Raw genomic sequence first — 16,086 nt, forward strand, 5'->3', positions numbered from 1 at the left:
CGGGGGACTCTTAAAGGGCGGAAGCGGGAGCGAGGTCCTGGCGCTCGAGGGCGAGCGGCGTGGGTCCGGTCAATTTTACCCGTTCATGGGCGGCCAGGGACAGGGTGGCGCCGACTACATTCGGCCGGATCGGCAATTCGCCGGCATCCAGGTCGAGCAGGCAGGCCAGGGTCACGCTGGCCGGGCGGCCATAGTCGAACAGCTCGTTGAGGGCGGCGCGGATGGTGCGCCCGCTCATCAGCACGTCATCCACCAGCACCAGGTGCTGGCCTTCGATCTCGAACGGCAGCTCCGAAGGGCGCACCTGCGGGTGCAAGCCGTTCTGGCTGAAGTCGTCGCGGTAGAAGGACACATCCAGGGTTCCCAGCGGGCCCTGGTCGCCCAGCTCGGCCAGCAGGGCCTGGGCCACCCACACGCCGCCGGTGCGGATGCCGATGAAGCGTGGCTCGCTGATGCCGCGACGGGCCAGGTGGGCGCGAAGGTCGACGGCCATCTGCCGGATCAGATCGGCGGGATTGGGTAGGCTCATTGCGTGCTCCTCGGAAGGCGGGCGCCGGATACGCCCGGCGGCAAAGCGGATTTAAGTGTTGGCCTCCAGCCAGCCTTGCAGCAGCAGGGCGGCGGCGATGGCGTCGACCGGGTTGTCGCGGTAGCTGCCGTGGCGCCCGCCTCGGGCCATCTGCTCGCCCTTGGCCTCGAAGGTGGTCAGGCGTTCGTCGTGGGTGTGCACCGGCAGGTTGTAGCGGCCGTGAAGGCGCCGGGCGAATTTCTCGGCGCGCTCGCTCATCTCGCTGGGCGTGCCGTCCATGTTCAGCGGCAGGCCGACAACGATCGCGTCGGGTTTCCATTCCTTGATCAGCTTCTCGACCTGGTTCCAGTCCGGTACGCCGTTCTGGGCCTTCAGCGTGCACAGCTCGCGGGCCTGGCCGGTGATCACCTGGCCGACGGCCACGCCGATCTGTCGGGTGCCATAGTCGAAGCCCAGCAGTAGACGCAGTTCGGCCATCAGGCGTGGCCCGCCTGGCTGGTCAGCAGGCTGAGGTTGATCCCCAGGCTCGCGGCGGCGGCGCCCAGGCGCTGGTCGCTGGCCAGGCCAAAGATGATCTCGGGGTCGAAGGGGCAGTTGAGCCAGGCATTGTCGGCCAGCTCCGCCTCCAGCTGGCCGGCTTCCCAGCCCGCGTAGCCCAGGGTGATGAGGCTCTTGCGCGGGCCATCGCCGGTGGCGATGGCGAACAGCACGTCCTGGGAAGTGGACAGCGACAGGCCCTCCAGCTCGACCGTGGCCTGGTAGCTGCGGTCGTTGCTGTGCAGCACGAAACCGCGGTCGGTCTGCACCGGGCCACCCTGGTAGATCGGGATGTGCAGGGTGCTGGCGGGCGGCTCGTCGTCCGGGCGCAACTGCTCGAGGATGTCGGCCAGGTTCAGCTCCTGCGGGCGATTGACCACCAGGCCCATGGCGCCGTGGGCATTGTGCTCGACGATGTAGGTGAGGGTCTGGGCAAAGTTCGGATCGGCCATGTGCGGCATGGCAATCAGGAACTGGTGCTTGAGGTAGCTGGGGGCGAGGGTTTTCATGACCGCTAGTGTGGCGCCAGGTGACGAGACTGACAAGCCGGCTCCCACACCGATCGTGCAGAACTCAAGCCATGCGCTGTCCCTGTGGGAGCTGGCTTGCCAGCGATGGGCCGCAACGCGGCTCCGATCAGTTGCTCGACAGCCGGTCACCCCGGGCAAAGCGCCAGGTGCGGATGATCTCCAGGCGGTCGAACTCCGCCAGGTCGCCGGTGAACGGCGCGAATGGCGCCGCCAGACGCACGATGCGTTGGGCTGCCTGGTCCAGCACCGGCTGGCCAGAGGACTCCAGCACCAGCACTTCGTACAGCGAGCCATCGCGGTTGATCGATACCATCATCCGCAAGCTGCCGTACAGTTGCTGGCGCCTGGCCTCTTCGGGGTAGTTGAGGTTGCCGATGCGCTCGACCTTCTTACGCCACTCTTCCTTGTACCAGGCGCCCTTGTCGCGCAGGGTCGAGGCAGCGTTCAGGCGATGGATGCGCGGGCGCTTGGCATACAGCTGCTGCTCATGGGACAGCTCGGCCTCGAGGCTGGCAATCTGGCTGGACAGCTGCGAGCTGTCGAAGTCCGGCACCTTGGCCTCGGGCTTGGGCTGCGGCTTGCTTTCCTTCGGTTTGGGCTCGACTTTCTGGGTTTTCGGCGCCTGGGTGGCGACCACGGACTTCGCCGGTGCGGGCGGGTTTTCCGGTTTGGCCGCCGGCGGCGGGGTGATCTTGTTGATCTTGCTGTCCTGGAACGGCGCGACCTCGGTGGTCTTGGGCACCGCCTTTTTATCCAGGGTGCCGCTGCCCTGCTGGTTGTCCTGGGCCTGGAAGTCGGCCTTCTCGGGCGCTTTTTCGCTTTTGAAGGTGGCCAGGGTGATGTCCATGGTGTGGCGGATGTCGGCCGGTTTGACCACGGTGAATCCCACGCCCAAAATCAGCGCCAGGTGCACCAGGGCGGCCAGGAACAGGGTGAAGCCGAGCCTGTCCACCGGGCGAACGCGGGGTGGCAGCAGGTCGGCGGGGATGTCGGCAGGCAGCGTCATCAGGTATCCAGCAACCGCGAAACAGGGCGCAGGTCAGCGAAAAAGGACCGGCATCATACCCCACTCCGCGGGTTTGCCACGTGTCGGCGGTCAGCGCGCCTGCAGCTTGCGATCAATGGCGTCCATCAAGCGGCCGCCGATGCCGGTGTTGTAGGCAGCATCGATCTCGCGAATGCAGGTCGGGCTGGTGACGTTGATCTCGGTGAGGTAGTCGCCGATCACGTCCAGGCCGACGAACAGCAGGCCCTTCTCGCGCAGGGTCGGGCCGACCTGGGCGGCGATCCAGCGGTCGCGCTCGCTCAGCGGCCGGGCTTCGCCGCGTCCGCCGGCAGCCAGGTTGCCGCGGGTCTCGCCGCTGGCCGGGATGCGCGCCAGGCAGTAGTCCACCGGCTCGCCGTCGATCATCAGGATGCGCTTGTCGCCGTCCTTGATCGCCGGCAGGTAGGCCTGGGCCATGATCTGCTGGGCGCCGAGGGCGGTCAGGGTCTCGAGGATCACCGAAAGGTTGGGGTCGCCGGCCCGGTGGCGGAAGATCGAGGTGCCGCCCATGCCATCCAGCGGCTTGAGGATCACATCGCCGTGCTCGGCCGCGAATTCTCGGATGATGTCCGGGCGACGGCTGACCAGGGTCGGCGGCGTGCACTGCGGGAACAGCGTGGCGAACAGCTTCTCGTTGCAGTCACGCAGGCTCTGTGGGCGGTTGACCACCAGCACGCCTTCGGCTTCGGCCTGCTCCAGCAGGTAGGTGCTGTAGACGAACTCCATGTCGAAGGGCGGGTCCTTGCGCATCAGGATCACGTCCAGCTCGTTCAGCAGACTGTCCTGCTCCTCGCCCAGCTCGAACCAGCGGGCGGGGTCGGCGAACACCTTGAGCGGGCGCATCCGCGCGCGGGCCTTGCCCTGGGCCTGGTACAGGTCGCGCTGTTCCATGTAGAACAGGCTCCAGCCGCGGGCCTGGGCAGCCAGCAGCATGGCCAGCGAGCTGTCCTTTTTGTAGGAGATGGACGCGATGGGGTCCATGACAATCCCGAGGCGAACGCTCATGGGGTAGTTCCTCTTGGCGGCAGGGGCCGCGATGGCACGAAAGAAAAGTGGCTCAGGGTGGCGCCGGGCGCGCCCACGGTCAAGGGGCGGGCGGATGGAATGGCCCTCTGGACTGTGTTAAAAAGGCCAGGCACATGGCCTGCACGGCCTTTTGGCGAATTCGCTCCCAGGCAGAAGCGCAACTATGGAACAACCCCTGAAGGTGATGGTGATCGACGACTCCCGCACGATCCGCCGCACCGCGCAGATGTTGCTCGGCGAGGCCGGCTGCGAGGTGATCACCGCCAGTGACGGCTTCGACGCCCTGGCCAAGATCGTCGATCACAAGCCCCGGATCATCTTCGTCGATGTCTTGATGCCGCGCCTTGACGGTTACCAGACCTGCGCCATCATCAAGCACAACAATACGTTCAAGGACACCCCGGTGATCCTGCTGTCTTCCCGCGATGGCCTGTTCGACAAGGCCCGCGGCCGGGTGGTCGGCTCCGATCAGTTCCTGACCAAACCGTTCAGCAAGGAAGAACTGCTCGACGCGATCCGTGCCAGTGTGCCCGGTTTCGCCGCGCAGGACCCACACGCACCCTGACGCCGCCCTCGCCGGACGGCGTCTCTATTTCCTGATGGGGAAACAGCATGGCCCGAATTCTGATTGTCGACGACTCGCCGACAGAGATGTACAGATTGACCGAATGGCTGGAGAAAAGCGGCTATGGGGTGCTCAAGGCTGACAATGGCGCCGACGGCGTGGCCCTGGCCCGCCAGGAGAAGCCCGATGCCGTGCTGATGGACATCGTCATGCCTGGCATGAACGGCTTCCAGGCCACCCGGCAACTGAGCAAGGATCCGGAAACCAGCGCCATTCCGGTGATCGTGGTGACCACCAAGGACCAGGAAACCGACCGAATCTGGGCCCAGCGCCAGGGTGCCCGCGATTTCCTGACCAAGCCGGTGGAGGAGGAGGCGCTGATCGCCAAGTTGAAAGAAGTGCTCGGCGCTTGACCACCCGGCCCCAGGGCGCGTCGCTGACCGCCTTCGAGCTGTTGCTGGACATCGACCGGCGCTGCCGCCTGCTGGTGGCCGACCAGCCACCGCAGGACACCCGCCTGCAGCAGTGGAGCGGCATCGGCTTTCGCATTGCCGGGCAGTGGTTCGTCGCGCCCATGGGCGAGGTTGCCGAGGTGCTGCGCGAGCCCCGTAGCAGTCGAGTGCCGGGGGTGCAGCCGTGGGTTCGCGGGGTGGCCAACCTGCGCGGGCGGCTGTTGCCGGTGATGGACCTGTGCGCGTTCTTCGGCCTTGGCCCGGCGGCGGCGGGCAAGCAACGGCGGGTGCTGGTGCTGGACCATGAGGAGCTGTTCGCCGGGCTGTTGGTGGACGAAGTGGTCGGCCTGCAGCACTTCGCCCTGAGCAGCCTCGAGCTGTCGCCGCCGCAGCCATTGATCCGCGCGGCCACGCCCTTCGTGCAGGGCCATTTCCCCCGTGAACGCAATTGGGCGATCTTCAGCCCGTTCGCCCTGGCACAGGCCCCGGGTTTTCTCGATGTGGCGTTGTAGAGGATTTTCGACGTGAACAAGCCAGGACCTTCCGTAGCCACCGCAGGCGTCTCGCCAGCCGCCCTGGCCCAGCGCCCGCGCAGCACTGCGCAGATCACCGTGCTGTTCGTGGTGCTGATCCTGTCGATCGTCCTGCTGTTCGCCAACTTCGCTTACCTCAACACCCAGGCCAACCACGACAAGCAGTACATCGGCCATGCCGGCGAGCTGCGCGTGCTGTCCCAGCGCATTGCCAAGAACGCCACCGAGGCGGCGGCGGGCAAGGCGCTGGCGTTCAAGCTGCTCAGCGACGCGCGCAACGACTTCGAGCGGCGCTGGGGCTACCTGCGCGAGGGCGACAAGACCACCGGCCTGCCCGCCGCGCCGGTGACGGTGCGCGACGAGATGGACGCGGTGCGCCAGGACTGGGAGAACCTGCGCAAGAACACCGACACCATCCTCGCCAGCGAACAGACCGTGCTGTCGCTGCATCAGGTCGCGGCCACCCTGGCCGAAACCGTGCCGCAGCTGCAGGTCGAGTACGAGAAGGTGGTGGAGATCCTGCTGCAGAGCGGCGCGCCTGCCAACCAGGTGGCGGTGGCCCAGCGCCAGTTGCTGCTGGCCGAACGCATTCTCGGCTCGGTCAATACCGTGCTGGCCGGCGACGAATCCTCGGTGCAGGCCGCCGATGCCTTCGGTCGCGACGCCAGCCGCTTCGGCCAGGTGCTCGAAGGCATGCTCGCCGGCAACCCGGCGATCCAGGTCACCCGGGTCGAGGACGCCGACGCCCGGGCGCGACTGGCCGAGATCGCCGAGCTGTTCCAGTTCGTCTCGGGTTCGGTGGACGAGATCCTCGAGACCTCGCCCGAACTGTTCCGGGTACGCGAGGCCGCCGGCAATATCTTCAGCCTGTCGCAGACCCTGCTCGACGAGGCCTCGCACCTGGCCAACGGTTTCGAGAACCTGGCCGGCGGGCGCACCCTGGACACCGTCGGCGGCTACGTGCTCGGCCTGCTGGCGCTGGCTTCGATCATCCTCATCGGCCTGGTGATGGTGCGCGCCACCCACCGCCAGCTGCGCGAGACCGCCGAGAAGAACGAACGCAACCAGCAGGCGATCATGCGCCTGCTCGACGAGATCGAGGAACTGGCCGACGGCGACCTGACCGTCACGGTGTCGGTCACCGAGGACTTCACCGGCGCCATCGCCGACTCGATCAACTACTCGGTCGACCAGCTGCGCGACCTGGTGGCCACCATCAACCACAGCGCCGAGCAGGTCGCCGCCGCCGTGCAGGACACCCAGAACACCGCCCGCCAGCTGGCCAAGGCCTCCGAGCACCAGGCCGAGCAGATCAGCGAGGCCTCCGAGGCGGTGGGCGACATGGTCGAGTCGATCGACCGCGTCTCGGCCCACGCCTACGAGTCGGCCAAGGTGGCCGAGCGCTCGGTGGCCATCGCCAACAAGGGCAACGAGGTGGTGCACAACACCATCCACGGCATGGACAACATCCGCGAGCAGATCCAGGACACCGCCAAGCGGATCAAGCGTCTGGGCGAGTCCTCCCAAGAGATCGGCGACATCGTAAGCCTGATCGACGACATTGCCGACCAGACCAACATCCTCGCCCTCAACGCGGCGATCCAGGCCTCGCTGGCCGGCGAGGCCGGTCGCGGCTTCGCCGTGGTGGCCGATGAAGTACAACGCCTGGCCGAGCGCTCCTCTTCGGCGACGCGGCAGATCGAGGCATTGGTGCGCACCATTCAGGCCGATACCAACGAGGCGGTGATCTCCATGGAGCAGACCACCGCCGAAGTGGTGCGTGGCGCGCGCCTGGCCCAGGATGCCGGGGTGGCCCTGGCGGAAATCGAGGGTGTGTCGCAGACCATGGCCGAACTTATCCACAGCATTTCCGACGCCGCCCAGTTGCAGACCTCCTCGGCAGGGCAGATTTCCCACACCATGGCGGTGATCCAGCAGATCACCGCACAGACCTCCGCCGGCTCCGGCGCCACCGCCGACAGTATCCGCCACCTGGCGCGCATGGCCAGCGAGATGCGCCGCTCGGTGTCCGGCTTCACCCTGCCCAAGCCGGTGGAGCGCTCGTGAGCGAGGCGCACCTGAACCCGTCCGGCGAGCGCCACGACACGGTGGCCCTGGCCTGGACCAAGGCGCCGATCCTCGATTGCCTGGGCCAGGCGCGCCAGGCCCTGGAGCGCTTCTCGGCGGAACCGGGCGACCTGTCGATGCTGGCGTTCTTCGTCGACAACCTGCACCAGGTCCACGGCTGCCTGCACATGCTCGCGCTACCGGGCGCGATGCGCCTGGCCGAGGAACTGGAGCTGCTCGGGCGGGCCATGGCCGACGGTCAGGTGAGCCCACGCGGCGATTGCCTGGGGGCGCTGTTCCGCGGGCTCGAGCAATTGCCGCCGTACCTGGACCGCCTGCGCGGCGCGCGCCACGACCTGCCGCTGGTGGTCATGCCGCTGCTCAACCAGTTGCGGGTCTGCCGTGGTGCCGAGCCCTTGGCCCAGGGCAGCCTGCTGGGCGACCTGGGGCAACGGCTGGCCGGGGCGGCGGACTTGGCCAACCTCGACCTGTCCTTGGGCAGCTGGCGCGAGCACATGCAGGCCGGCCCGGGGCGCGATGCGCTGCGCTCGGTGGTGATGGCACTTTGCGACGACCTGATGCGCATCAAGGACCGCCTCGACCCCTTCGTCGGCGGCGAGCGCTCGCCCAGCGAGCCACTGGAGTCGCTGCTGCCGCCCTTGCGGCATGTGGCCGACACCCTGGCGGTGCTGGGCTTCCAGCAGCCGCGGCGGGTGATCATCGACCAGGTGCTGGCGCTGCAGGCACTGGTCGAAAAGGACGGCGCCGTGGATGAAGCGCTGCTGATGGATGTCGCCGGGGCACTGCTGTATGTCGAGGCCACCCTCAACGGCATGGTCGGACCGTTGGAGGAAACCACCCCCGGCAGTTTGCCCGGCTCGGACCTGGCCGAAATCCGCCAGTTGGTGCTCAACGAGTCGCTCAACGTGCTGCAGCAGGCCAAGGACCTGATCGGCGATTGCCTGGAGTCCGACTGGTCGCGCCAGCGCCTGCAGGCCCTGCCCGGCTTGCTCCAGCAGGTGCGCGGGGCGCTGGCGATGCTGATGCTGCCGGCCGCCGCCGAGGTGTTTGCCGGTTGCGCGGGTTATGTGCAGGGCTGGCTGGTGCACCTGGAGGATGAGCCGCAAGCGGACGAACTGGCGCACCTGGCCGATGCCCTGAGTGCCGGCGAGGCCTGGCTGCAATGGCGGGTGGCCGATCCGCTGGCCGACGCCCAGCGCTTCATCGACATGGCCCGGGCCAGCCTGGCCGCGCTGGGCGTGCAGTGCGCGCGCGACACGGCAGCCGCCGGCGGCGAGCAGGCGCTGGACGGTATCGACGATGAATTGCGCGAGGTGTTCCTCGAAGAAGCCGGCGAGCTGCTGCCGGAAATCGAGCGCCAATGGCTGCGCTGGCGCGCCGACAACGGCCTGCGCGAGGCATTGATCGAGGTGCGCCGGGCACTGCACACGCTCAAGGGCAGTGGGCGGATGGTCCACGCCGAAGCCGTGGCCGAGCTGGCCTGGGGCGCCGAGCACCTCCTCAATCGGGTGCTGGAAGGGCGCATCGTGCTCAGCGCCGAAGGCCTGGTGGCCCTGCAGCAGGTGTTCGTGCGCCTGCCCGACCTGCTGGCCGATTTCGCCGCCAGCCAGTTGCCGCCCACGGCCGAGATCGAGCAACTGGCCGGGCACCTGCATGCGCTGGCGCTCAACGACACGCCGGCCAGTGCCAGTATCGATGGGCTCGATCCACAATTGCTGGAGATCTTCCGCAACGAGGCCCAAGGTCACCTGGCCGGGCTCGAAGGCTTCCTGCTGGCGGTCGACGGCCGCGGCAGCGCGGTCAGTGACAGCCTGCAACGCGCCCTGCACACCCTCAAGGGCAGCGCCGCCATGGCCGGCGTGATGCCGGTGGCGGAGCTGGCCACCGCCCTGGACCGCCTGGTGCGCGAATACAAGGGGCACCAGTTGCCCCTGCAAGTGGCCGAGATCGAACTGCTGGAGGCGGCGCGTGCGCTGTTCCACCTGGGCCTGGCCCAGCTGGGCAGCACGCCGTTGGCGCCCATCCCCGGGGCCGCCGGGCTGATCGAGCAGGTCGGGCAGACGGTCGACGCCCGGCTGGCCCAGCTCCAGGCCGAACCGCACCCGCCGCGGCGGGCCCGACGCGACCCGCAGCTGACGGCCACCTTCCTGACCATGGGTATGGACATCCTGCTCGATGCCGAGGCACGGCTCGCCAACTGGCAGGGCGACCCTGCGCAGCACCACGAACTGCACCTGCTGCTCGAGGAAATGACCACCCTCGGTCATGGCGCGCACCAGGCCGAGCTGTGGCAGGTCGATGAGGTCTGCGAAGGGCTGCTGGACCTGTATGGCGCGGTTGAGGAGGGCAGCCTGGCGGTCACGCCGCGCTTCTTCGCTGTCGCCCGGCAAGCCCACGAGGCGCTGCTCGACCTGTTCGACGAGATTGCCGCCGGCCAGGACCCGAACCCACGGCCTGAATGCCTGGCTGCCCTGCATGGCCTGCTCGACGATGCCCTCGACCCTGCCGCCCTGGGGCTGGTCGGGGCGAACGGCGTGACGGTGCTGACAGCGCCAGGCGAGTTGCCGGACCCCGCACTGGTCGAGCTGTTCCTCGAAGAAGCCGGGGATATCCTCGACGGTGCCGACCAGGCCTTGCGGCAATGGAAGTCCGATCCGGACAGCCTGTCGCCGCTGTCGGCGCTGCAGCACGATGTGCTCACCCTCAAGGGCGGGGCGCAGATGGCGGCGATCGGCGCCGTCGAGGTGCTGGCCCAGGAACTGGCGCTGCTCTATGAAGGCCTGGTGGACCGCCGGCTAGGTGCCGGCCCGGCGCTGTTCGAGCTGCTCCGGCGCAGCCATGACGCCCTGGCCGAAATGCTGCGCAGCCTGCGCGAGGGCCAGCCACCGCTGTCGGCGGTGGCGTTGCTGGGCGAGTTGCGCGAGTTCCGCCACAGCGCCCCGCCTCCCGTCGCCTGCGAGCCGCAGGAGGACAACGAAGAAACCGAGGGCGACAAGCAGCTGCTTGAGGTATTCCTCGAAGAGAGCTCCGATATCCTCGAGAGCGCGGCCGAGTCCCTGGCGCGCTGGCAGGCCGACCCGCGCAACACGGTCGAGGTGGAGAACCTGCTGCGCGACCTGCACACGCTCAAGGGCGGCGCGCGCATGGTCGAGATCGCCGCCATCGGCGACCTCGCCCATGAGCTGGAATTTCTCTACGAACTGCTCGCCGCCGGGCGCCTGCCGTCGACGCCGGCCCTGTTCAGCCTGCTGCAGAATTGCCATGACCGCCTGGCGCACATGCTCGACGCGGCGCGCCTGGGCGAGCCGCTGCATGCGGCCACGGCGCTGATCGACTACATCCGCAACTTCTCCAGCGCCGCCCTGACCGACAGCGTGGCCGGCCAGGCCCAGGTCGAGCCGGCCCCCGCCGAAATCCCGGCCGTAGCCCCCGAGCGGGCGGGCGATATGGTCAAGGTCGATGCCGAACTGCTCGACGACCTGGGCAACCTGGCCGGTGAGCACTCGGTCATTCGTGGGCGTATCGAGCAGCAGGTCAACGATGCGCAGTTCGCCCTCAACGAGATGGAAACCACGCTGGAGCGCATGCGCGACCAGCTGTTGCGCCTGGACATCGAGACCCAGGGGCGGATTTCCAGCCGTCACCAGTTCGAGGGTGACACCTATGACGATTTCGACCCCCTGGAGATGGACCGCCATTCCCAGCTGCAGCAATTGTCGCGGGCACTGTTCGAATCCACCTCGGACCTGCTCGACCTCAAGGAAACCCTGCTGCAGAGGGCCCAGGAAGCCTACAGCCTCCTGCAGCAGCAGGCGCGGGTCAACAGCCAGCTGCAGGAGGGCCTGACCGCTACCCTGATGGTGCCTTTCGAGCGGCTGGTACCCCGTTTGCAGCGGGTGGTACGGCAGGTGGCCAGCGAACTGGGCAAGCAGGTCGAGCTGGTGGTCGGCAACGCCGAGGGCGAACTTGACCGCAGCGTGCTCGAGCGCATGGTGGCGCCCTTGGAACACATGCTGCGCAACGCCGTCGACCATGGCCTGGAGGCCCGCGAGGCACGCCTGGCCGCCGGCAAGCCGGAGCAGGGCACCATTCACCTGAACCTGCTGCACGAAGGCGCCGACATCGTCATCGAGATGAGCGACGACGGCGCCGGGGTGCCGCTGGAGGCGGTACGCAACAAGGCCATCAAGCGTGGCCTGCTTGATCCGCAGGCGCGCCTGAGCGACCACGAGATCCTGCAGTTCATCCTGCGTCCCGGGTTCTCCACGGCCGAGAAGATCACCCAGATCTCCGGCCGCGGCCTGGGCATGGATGTGGTCCATGAAGAGGTCAAGCAACTGGGCGGCTCGATGAGCATCGAGTCCAGTCCCGGCAAGGGCGCGCGTTTCCTGATTCGCCTGCCGTTCACGGTGTCGGTGAACCGGGCGCTGATGGTGCACGTGGACGAGGAACAGTATGCCATTCCGCTGAACACCATCGAGGGCATCGTGCGCGTGCCACCGGCGGAGCTGGAGGCCTGTTACCGGCTCGACCCGCCGCGCTACAGCTACGCGGGCCACGACTACGCGCTGCGCTACCTCGGCGACCTGCTGCAGGGCGGCGGCCAGCCCGGCCTGCTGGGCCAGAGCGTGCCGCTGCCGGTGCTGCTGACCCATTCCCATGAGCAGTCGTTCGCCATCCAGGTCGACAGCCTGTCGCCCAGCCGCGAGATCGTGGTCAAGAGCCTCGGCCCGCAGTTCGCCGCAGTGCCGGGGCTGTCCGGTGCCACCCTGCTCGGGGACGGGCGGGTGGTGCTGATTCTCGACCTGCTTGGCCAGTTGCGCGGACAGCAACGGCGTCTGGCGCGCCTGCCGGGCGTGGCCGAGGCGGCGCATGCGCTGACTGGCCCGGTGCCCCGGCGGCCATTGCTGGTGATGGTGGTGGACGACTCGGTGACCGTGCGCAAGGTCACCAGCCGCCTGCTCGAGCGTCACGGCATGAGCGTGCTGACGGCCAAGGACGGCGTCGATGCCATGGCGCTGCTCGAGGAGCACCGTCCGGATGTGCTGTTGCTGGATATCGAGATGCCGCGCATGGACGGCTTCGAAGTGGCCACGCGGATCCGTCGCGATGAGCGCCTGAGCCAGCTGCCGATCATCATGATCACCTCGCGTACCGGCCAGAAGCACCGCGACCGGGCCATGGCCATTGGCGTCAATGAATACCTCGGCAAGCCGTACCAGGAATCGGTGCTGCTGCAGAGCATCGCCCACTGGAGCCAACCCCATGCTTGAACATATTGCCGGCCAGCGCAGCAGCCTGACCGGGTTGCTGCTGCCCCTGGGCGACCGCACCTTGGTGTTGCCCAACGTGGCGGTGGCTGAGCTGATCGGACACCGTGTCATTGCTTGTGAGCCAGGGGAACCGGCCTGGCACCTGGGCTGGGTCGACTGGCGCCAGCAACGGCTGCCGTTGATCGGCTTCGAGGCGGCTTGCGGCGGGCAGACTCCTTGCGGCGAGCGGGCGCGGGTGATGGTGCTCAACGCCCTGGGGGATACCGGGCTGCGCTACCTGGCTTTGCTGCTGCAGGGTATCCCGCGCTCGTGCAAGCTCGACAGCCAGCTGAACTATGTCGACGTGCCGTTGGCGGGGTTGGAGTTGGCGGCGGTGCAGGTGGGCGAGCAGGTGGCGCGGGTGCCGGACCTGGCGGGGCTGGAAAGATTGGTGCGTGACGCGCAACTGCAACCTGCCGCCGGCTAGGATGGTGTCTGGGCTTGCCCCGTGATAGGGCTTTCAGGAACCCGAACGGCGTAGCGAGGTCTGTGCTTGCATGTACTACGGTGAACGTTTCAACGCCTGGACCCACCTGGTCGGTGCGGTCCTGGCCTGTATTGGCGCAGTCTGGCTGATCGTCGTGGCCGGCCTGCAGGGCGATCCCTGGAAGATCGTCAGTTTCTCCATCTACGGCTTTACCCTGCTGTTGCTCTACAGCATCTCCACCCTCTACCACAGCACCCGCGGACGAGCGAAGCGGATCATGCGCAAGCTCGACCACCTGTCGATCTACCTGCTGATTGCCGGAAGCTACACGCCCTTTTGCCTGGTCAGCTTGCGCGGGCCGTGGGGCTGGAGCTTGTTCGGGGTAGTCTGGGGGCTGGCGCTGGTCGGCATGCTGCAGGAGATCAAGCCGCGTTCGGAGGCACGGATCCTGTCGATCATCATCTACGCGCTGATGGGCTGGATCGTGCTGGTGGCGGTCAAGCCGCTGCTGCACAGCCTGGGCGGTGCCGGCTTCGCCTGGCTGGCGGCCGGCGGCGTGTTCTACACCGTCGGCATCATCTTCTTCGCCTTCGACAGCCGGTTCCGCCACTGGCATGGCATCTGGCACCTGTTCGTTATCGCCGGCAGCCTGATGCACTTCGTCGCGGTGTTCTTCTACGTGTCTTAGAAGTCGCCCCACAACTGCTGCGCTACCGACAAGGCCACCACCGGCGCTGTCTCGGTACGCAGCACCCGTGGGCCGAGGCGAGCGGCGTGGTAGCCGCTGACCTTGGCCTGTTCGACCTCCGCATCGCTCAGGCCGCCTTCCGGGCCGATCAGGAAGGCCAGCTTTGCAGGTTTTTCGTGACGGGTCAGCGGTTCGGCCACCGGGTGCAGCACCAGCTTGAGGTCGGCCTCGGTGTCCTTGAGCCATTCGGCCAGGGTAACCGGCGGGTGGATGACCGGCAGGGTCGAGCGACCGCACTGCTCGCTGGCGCTGATCGCCACCTGGCGCCAGTGGGCCAGGCGCTTGTCGGCGCGCTCATCCTTCAGGCGCACCTCGCAGCGTTCGCTGACGATCGGGGTGATTTCGTTGACGCCCAGTTCGGTGGCCTTCTGGATCGCCCAGTCCATGCGCTCGCCGCGGGACAGGCCCTGGCCGAGGTGAATGCGCAGCGGCGAGTCGGCCTGGCCGGGGAGGGCCTGGTCGAGGCTGACGCGCACGCTTTTCTTGCCCACCTCGAGCAGTTGGCCGAGGTATTCCTGGCCGCTGCCGTCGAACAGCTGCACGGCGTCGCCGGCGGCCATGCGCAGGACGCGGCCGATGTAGTGGGCCTGGGCTTCGGGGAGCTCGTGCTCGCCAAGGCCAAGCGGGGCGTCGATGAAGAAGCGGGAGAGTCTCATGGTTCTACTCGGAATCTGAATGGGGGCAGCGTCCCTGTAGGAGCGGCCTTGTGTCGCGATAGGGCCGCAAAGCGGCCCCGGCAATTTCTGCTGCGAAGCTGAAAACCTGGGGCTGCTGCGCAGCCCTTTCCGACCGGTCCGACGCCTCGGCAAGGCCGCTCCTACAGGGGGCCGTGTGAAGGCTTGGGGCCTAGCCCGGATCGCGGAAATCCGGGTGGAAGTCGGCCGGCACCGCCACGCTGACGCGGTCGCGGGTGGCGATGTCGATCCCTTCGCTGGCCACTTCGGCCAGGAAGTCGATCTGCTCCGGGGTGATCACGTAGGGCGGCAGGAAGTACACCACGCTGCCCAGCGGGCGCAACAGCGCGCCACGTGTCAGGGCATGCTCGAAGACCTTCAGGCCGCGACGCTCCTGCCAGGGGTAGGCGGTCTTGCTGGCCTTGTCCCGGACCATCTCGATGGCCAGGGCCATGCCGGTCTGGCGGATCTCGGCGACATGGGCGTGGTCGGCCAGGTGCGCGGTGGCGCTGGCCATGCGCGCCGACAGGGCCTTGTTGGCTTCGATGACGTTGTCCTGCGCGAAGATGTCCAGGGTCGCCAGGGCCGCGGCGCAGGCCAGGGGGTTGCCGGTGTAGCTGTGCGAGTGGAGGAACGCGCGCAGGGTCGGGTAGTCGTCATAGAAGGCCTGGTACACCTTGTCGGTGGTCAGGCAGGCGGCCAGGGGCAGGTAGCCGCCGGTCAGGGCCTTGGACAGGCACAGGAAGTCCGGGCGGATGCCGGCCTGCTCGCAGGCGAACATCGTGCCGGTGCGGCCGAAGCCCACGGCGATCTCGTCGTGGATCAGGTGCACGTCGTAGCGGTCGCAGGCCTCGCGCAGCAGCTTGAGGTACACCGGGTGGTACATGCGCATGCCGCCGGCGCCCTGGATCAGCGGCTCGACGATCACCGCGGCGATGCTGGCGTGATGTTCGGCCAAGGTCTGCTCCATGGCCGCGAACATGTTCCGTGAGTGCTCCTCCCAGCCCATGCCTTTGGGGCGCAGGTAGCAGTCCGGGCTGGGCACCTTGATGGTGTCCAGCAGCAGGGCCTTGTAGGTCTCTGTGAACAGCGGCACGTCGCCCACCGACATCGCCGCGATGGTCTCGCCGTGATAGCTGTTGGTCAGGGTGACGAAGCGCTTTTTCTGCGGTTTGCCGATGTTCTGCCAATAGTGGTAGCTCATCTTCAGCGCCACTTCGATGCACGACGAGCCATTGTCGGCGTAGAACACCCGCTCCAGGCCGGCCGGGGTCATGGCTACCAACCGTTCGGACAGCTCAATCGCCGGCTGGTGGCTGAAGCCGGCCAGGATCACGTGCTCGAGTTGGTCGACCTGGTCCTTGATGCGCTGGTTGATGCGCGGGTTGGCATGGCCGAACACGTTGACCCACCAGGAGCTGACCGCGTCCAGGTAGCGCTTGCCCTCGAAGTCCTCGAGCCAGACGCCCTCGCCACGGCGGATCGGAATCAGCGGCAGCTGCTCGTGGTCTTTCATCTGGGTGCAGGGGTGCCACAGGACCTTGAGGTCGCGTTGCATCCACTGATCGTTGAGGCCCATGGGCACTTCTCCTGGCGTTACGGCACGGTTTGACCGCGTAA

At 67.5% G+C, this 16,086-nt stretch carries 14 protein-coding genes; 7 read left to right on the forward strand and 7 right to left on the reverse strand.

Annotated elements, in window-relative coordinates; all coding sequences use genetic code 11:
- Positions 1-10 precede the first annotated feature (10 nt).
- The 5 genes from pyrR to gshB all read right to left on the reverse strand — a co-directional run bounded on the left by pyrR (position 11) and on the right by gshB (position 3,646).
- The gene (gene pyrR / locus ACVWZ5_RS18775) at positions 11-529 is read right to left on the reverse strand and encodes a bifunctional pyr operon transcriptional regulator/uracil phosphoribosyltransferase PyrR (protein ID WP_028688358.1); all 519 of its coding nucleotides are present in this window, start codon (positions 527-529) and stop codon (positions 11-13) included.
- A gap of 51 nt (positions 530-580) precedes the next feature.
- Positions 581-1,006, reverse strand: a complete 426-nt coding sequence (gene ruvX / locus ACVWZ5_RS18780; RefSeq protein WP_028688357.1) for a Holliday junction resolvase RuvX — start codon at positions 1,004-1,006, stop codon at positions 581-583.
- Positions 1,006-1,575 (reverse strand): YqgE/AlgH family protein, encoded by a 570-nt coding sequence (locus ACVWZ5_RS18785; protein WP_028688356.1) that lies wholly within the window; start codon positions 1,573-1,575, stop codon positions 1,006-1,008. Before ACVWZ5_RS18785 ends, ruvX begins: the two co-directional genes overlap by 1 nt.
- Positions 1,576-1,702: 127 nt before the next feature.
- On the reverse strand, positions 1,703-2,602 hold the full coding sequence (locus tag ACVWZ5_RS18790) for an energy transducer TonB (protein ID WP_062572610.1): 900 nt from the start codon (positions 2,600-2,602) through the stop codon (positions 1,703-1,705).
- Between the two features lie 90 nt (positions 2,603-2,692).
- A complete protein-coding gene (gene gshB / locus ACVWZ5_RS18795; RefSeq protein ID WP_062572611.1) occupies positions 2,693-3,646 on the reverse strand; it encodes a glutathione synthase in 954 nt (317 codons plus the stop codon).
- Positions 3,647-3,830: 184 nt separating this feature from the next.
- On the opposite strand from gshB, the gene pilG reads away from it, so the two are divergent.
- From pilG to trhA, 7 genes are all read left to right on the forward strand, one after another.
- On the forward strand, positions 3,831-4,232 hold the full coding sequence (pilG, locus tag ACVWZ5_RS18800; protein WP_028688353.1) for a twitching motility response regulator PilG: 402 nt from the start codon (positions 3,831-3,833) through the stop codon (positions 4,230-4,232).
- Between the two features lie 47 nt (positions 4,233-4,279).
- Positions 4,280-4,645 carry a twitching motility response regulator PilH gene (pilH, locus tag ACVWZ5_RS18805; RefSeq protein WP_028688352.1) on the forward strand — a complete coding sequence of 122 codons (366 nt, stop codon included), beginning with the start codon at positions 4,280-4,282 and terminating at the stop codon, positions 4,643-4,645.
- Complete coding sequence (locus ACVWZ5_RS18810; protein ID WP_028688351.1) at positions 4,642-5,196, forward strand: chemotaxis protein CheW; 555 nt, start codon at positions 4,642-4,644, stop codon at positions 5,194-5,196. The genes pilH and ACVWZ5_RS18810 overlap by 4 nt, the downstream gene beginning before the upstream one ends.
- Before the next feature lie 63 nt (positions 5,197-5,259).
- On the forward strand, positions 5,260-7,284 hold the full coding sequence (locus tag ACVWZ5_RS18815; RefSeq protein WP_143514963.1) for a methyl-accepting chemotaxis protein: 2,025 nt from the start codon (positions 5,260-5,262) through the stop codon (positions 7,282-7,284).
- The gene (locus tag ACVWZ5_RS18820) at positions 7,281-12,578 is read left to right on the forward strand and encodes an Hpt domain-containing protein (protein WP_280070560.1); all 5,298 of its coding nucleotides are present in this window, start codon (positions 7,281-7,283) and stop codon (positions 12,576-12,578) included. Before ACVWZ5_RS18815 ends, ACVWZ5_RS18820 begins: the two co-directional genes overlap by 4 nt.
- Complete coding sequence (locus ACVWZ5_RS18825) at positions 12,571-13,044, forward strand: chemotaxis protein CheW (RefSeq protein WP_028688348.1); 474 nt, start codon at positions 12,571-12,573, stop codon at positions 13,042-13,044. Before ACVWZ5_RS18820 ends, ACVWZ5_RS18825 begins: the two co-directional genes overlap by 8 nt.
- A 70-nt stretch (positions 13,045-13,114) precedes the next feature.
- Positions 13,115-13,732 carry a PAQR family membrane homeostasis protein TrhA gene (trhA, locus tag ACVWZ5_RS18830; protein ID WP_028688347.1) on the forward strand — a complete coding sequence of 206 codons (618 nt, stop codon included), beginning with the start codon at positions 13,115-13,117 and terminating at the stop codon, positions 13,730-13,732.
- Here trhA and ACVWZ5_RS18835 read toward each other — a convergent pair.
- Positions 13,729-14,448 (reverse strand): 16S rRNA (uracil(1498)-N(3))-methyltransferase, encoded by a 720-nt coding sequence (locus tag ACVWZ5_RS18835; RefSeq protein ID WP_062572613.1) that lies wholly within the window; start codon positions 14,446-14,448, stop codon positions 13,729-13,731. The two genes, trhA and ACVWZ5_RS18835, sit on opposite strands and share 4 nt — an antisense overlap.
- A 190-nt stretch (positions 14,449-14,638) precedes the next feature.
- Positions 14,639-16,045 (reverse strand): adenosylmethionine--8-amino-7-oxononanoate transaminase, encoded by a 1,407-nt coding sequence (locus tag ACVWZ5_RS18840; RefSeq protein WP_280070561.1) that lies wholly within the window; start codon positions 16,043-16,045, stop codon positions 14,639-14,641.
- Positions 16,046-16,086: the final 41 nt, after the last annotated feature.

This window comes from Pseudomonas sp. TE6283 (assembly GCF_054060555.1).

Coding starts and splice junctions, on each gene's coding strand:
- pyrR (WP_028688358.1), bottom strand. CDS start 529: ATGAGCCTACCCAATCCCGCCGATCTGATCCGGCAGATGGCCGTCGAC.
- ruvX (WP_028688357.1), bottom strand. CDS start 1,006: ATGGCCGAACTGCGTCTACTGCTGGGCTTCGACTATGGCACCCGACAG.
- ACVWZ5_RS18785 (WP_028688356.1), bottom strand. CDS start 1,575: ATGAAAACCCTCGCCCCCAGCTACCTCAAGCACCAGTTCCTGATTGCC.
- ACVWZ5_RS18790 (WP_062572610.1), bottom strand. CDS start 2,602: ATGACGCTGCCTGCCGACATCCCCGCCGACCTGCTGCCACCCCGCGTT.
- gshB (WP_062572611.1), bottom strand. CDS start 3,646: ATGAGCGTTCGCCTCGGGATTGTCATGGACCCCATCGCGTCCATCTCC.
- pilG (WP_028688353.1), top strand. CDS start 3,831: ATGGAACAACCCCTGAAGGTGATGGTGATCGACGACTCCCGCACGATC.
- pilH (WP_028688352.1), top strand. CDS start 4,280: ATGGCCCGAATTCTGATTGTCGACGACTCGCCGACAGAGATGTACAGA.
- ACVWZ5_RS18825 (WP_028688348.1), top strand. CDS start 12,571: ATGCTTGAACATATTGCCGGCCAGCGCAGCAGCCTGACCGGGTTGCTG.
- trhA (WP_028688347.1), top strand. CDS start 13,115: ATGTACTACGGTGAACGTTTCAACGCCTGGACCCACCTGGTCGGTGCG.
- ACVWZ5_RS18835 (WP_062572613.1), bottom strand. CDS start 14,448: ATGAGACTCTCCCGCTTCTTCATCGACGCCCCGCTTGGCCTTGGCGAG.
- ACVWZ5_RS18840 (WP_280070561.1), bottom strand. CDS start 16,045: ATGGGCCTCAACGATCAGTGGATGCAACGCGACCTCAAGGTCCTGTGG.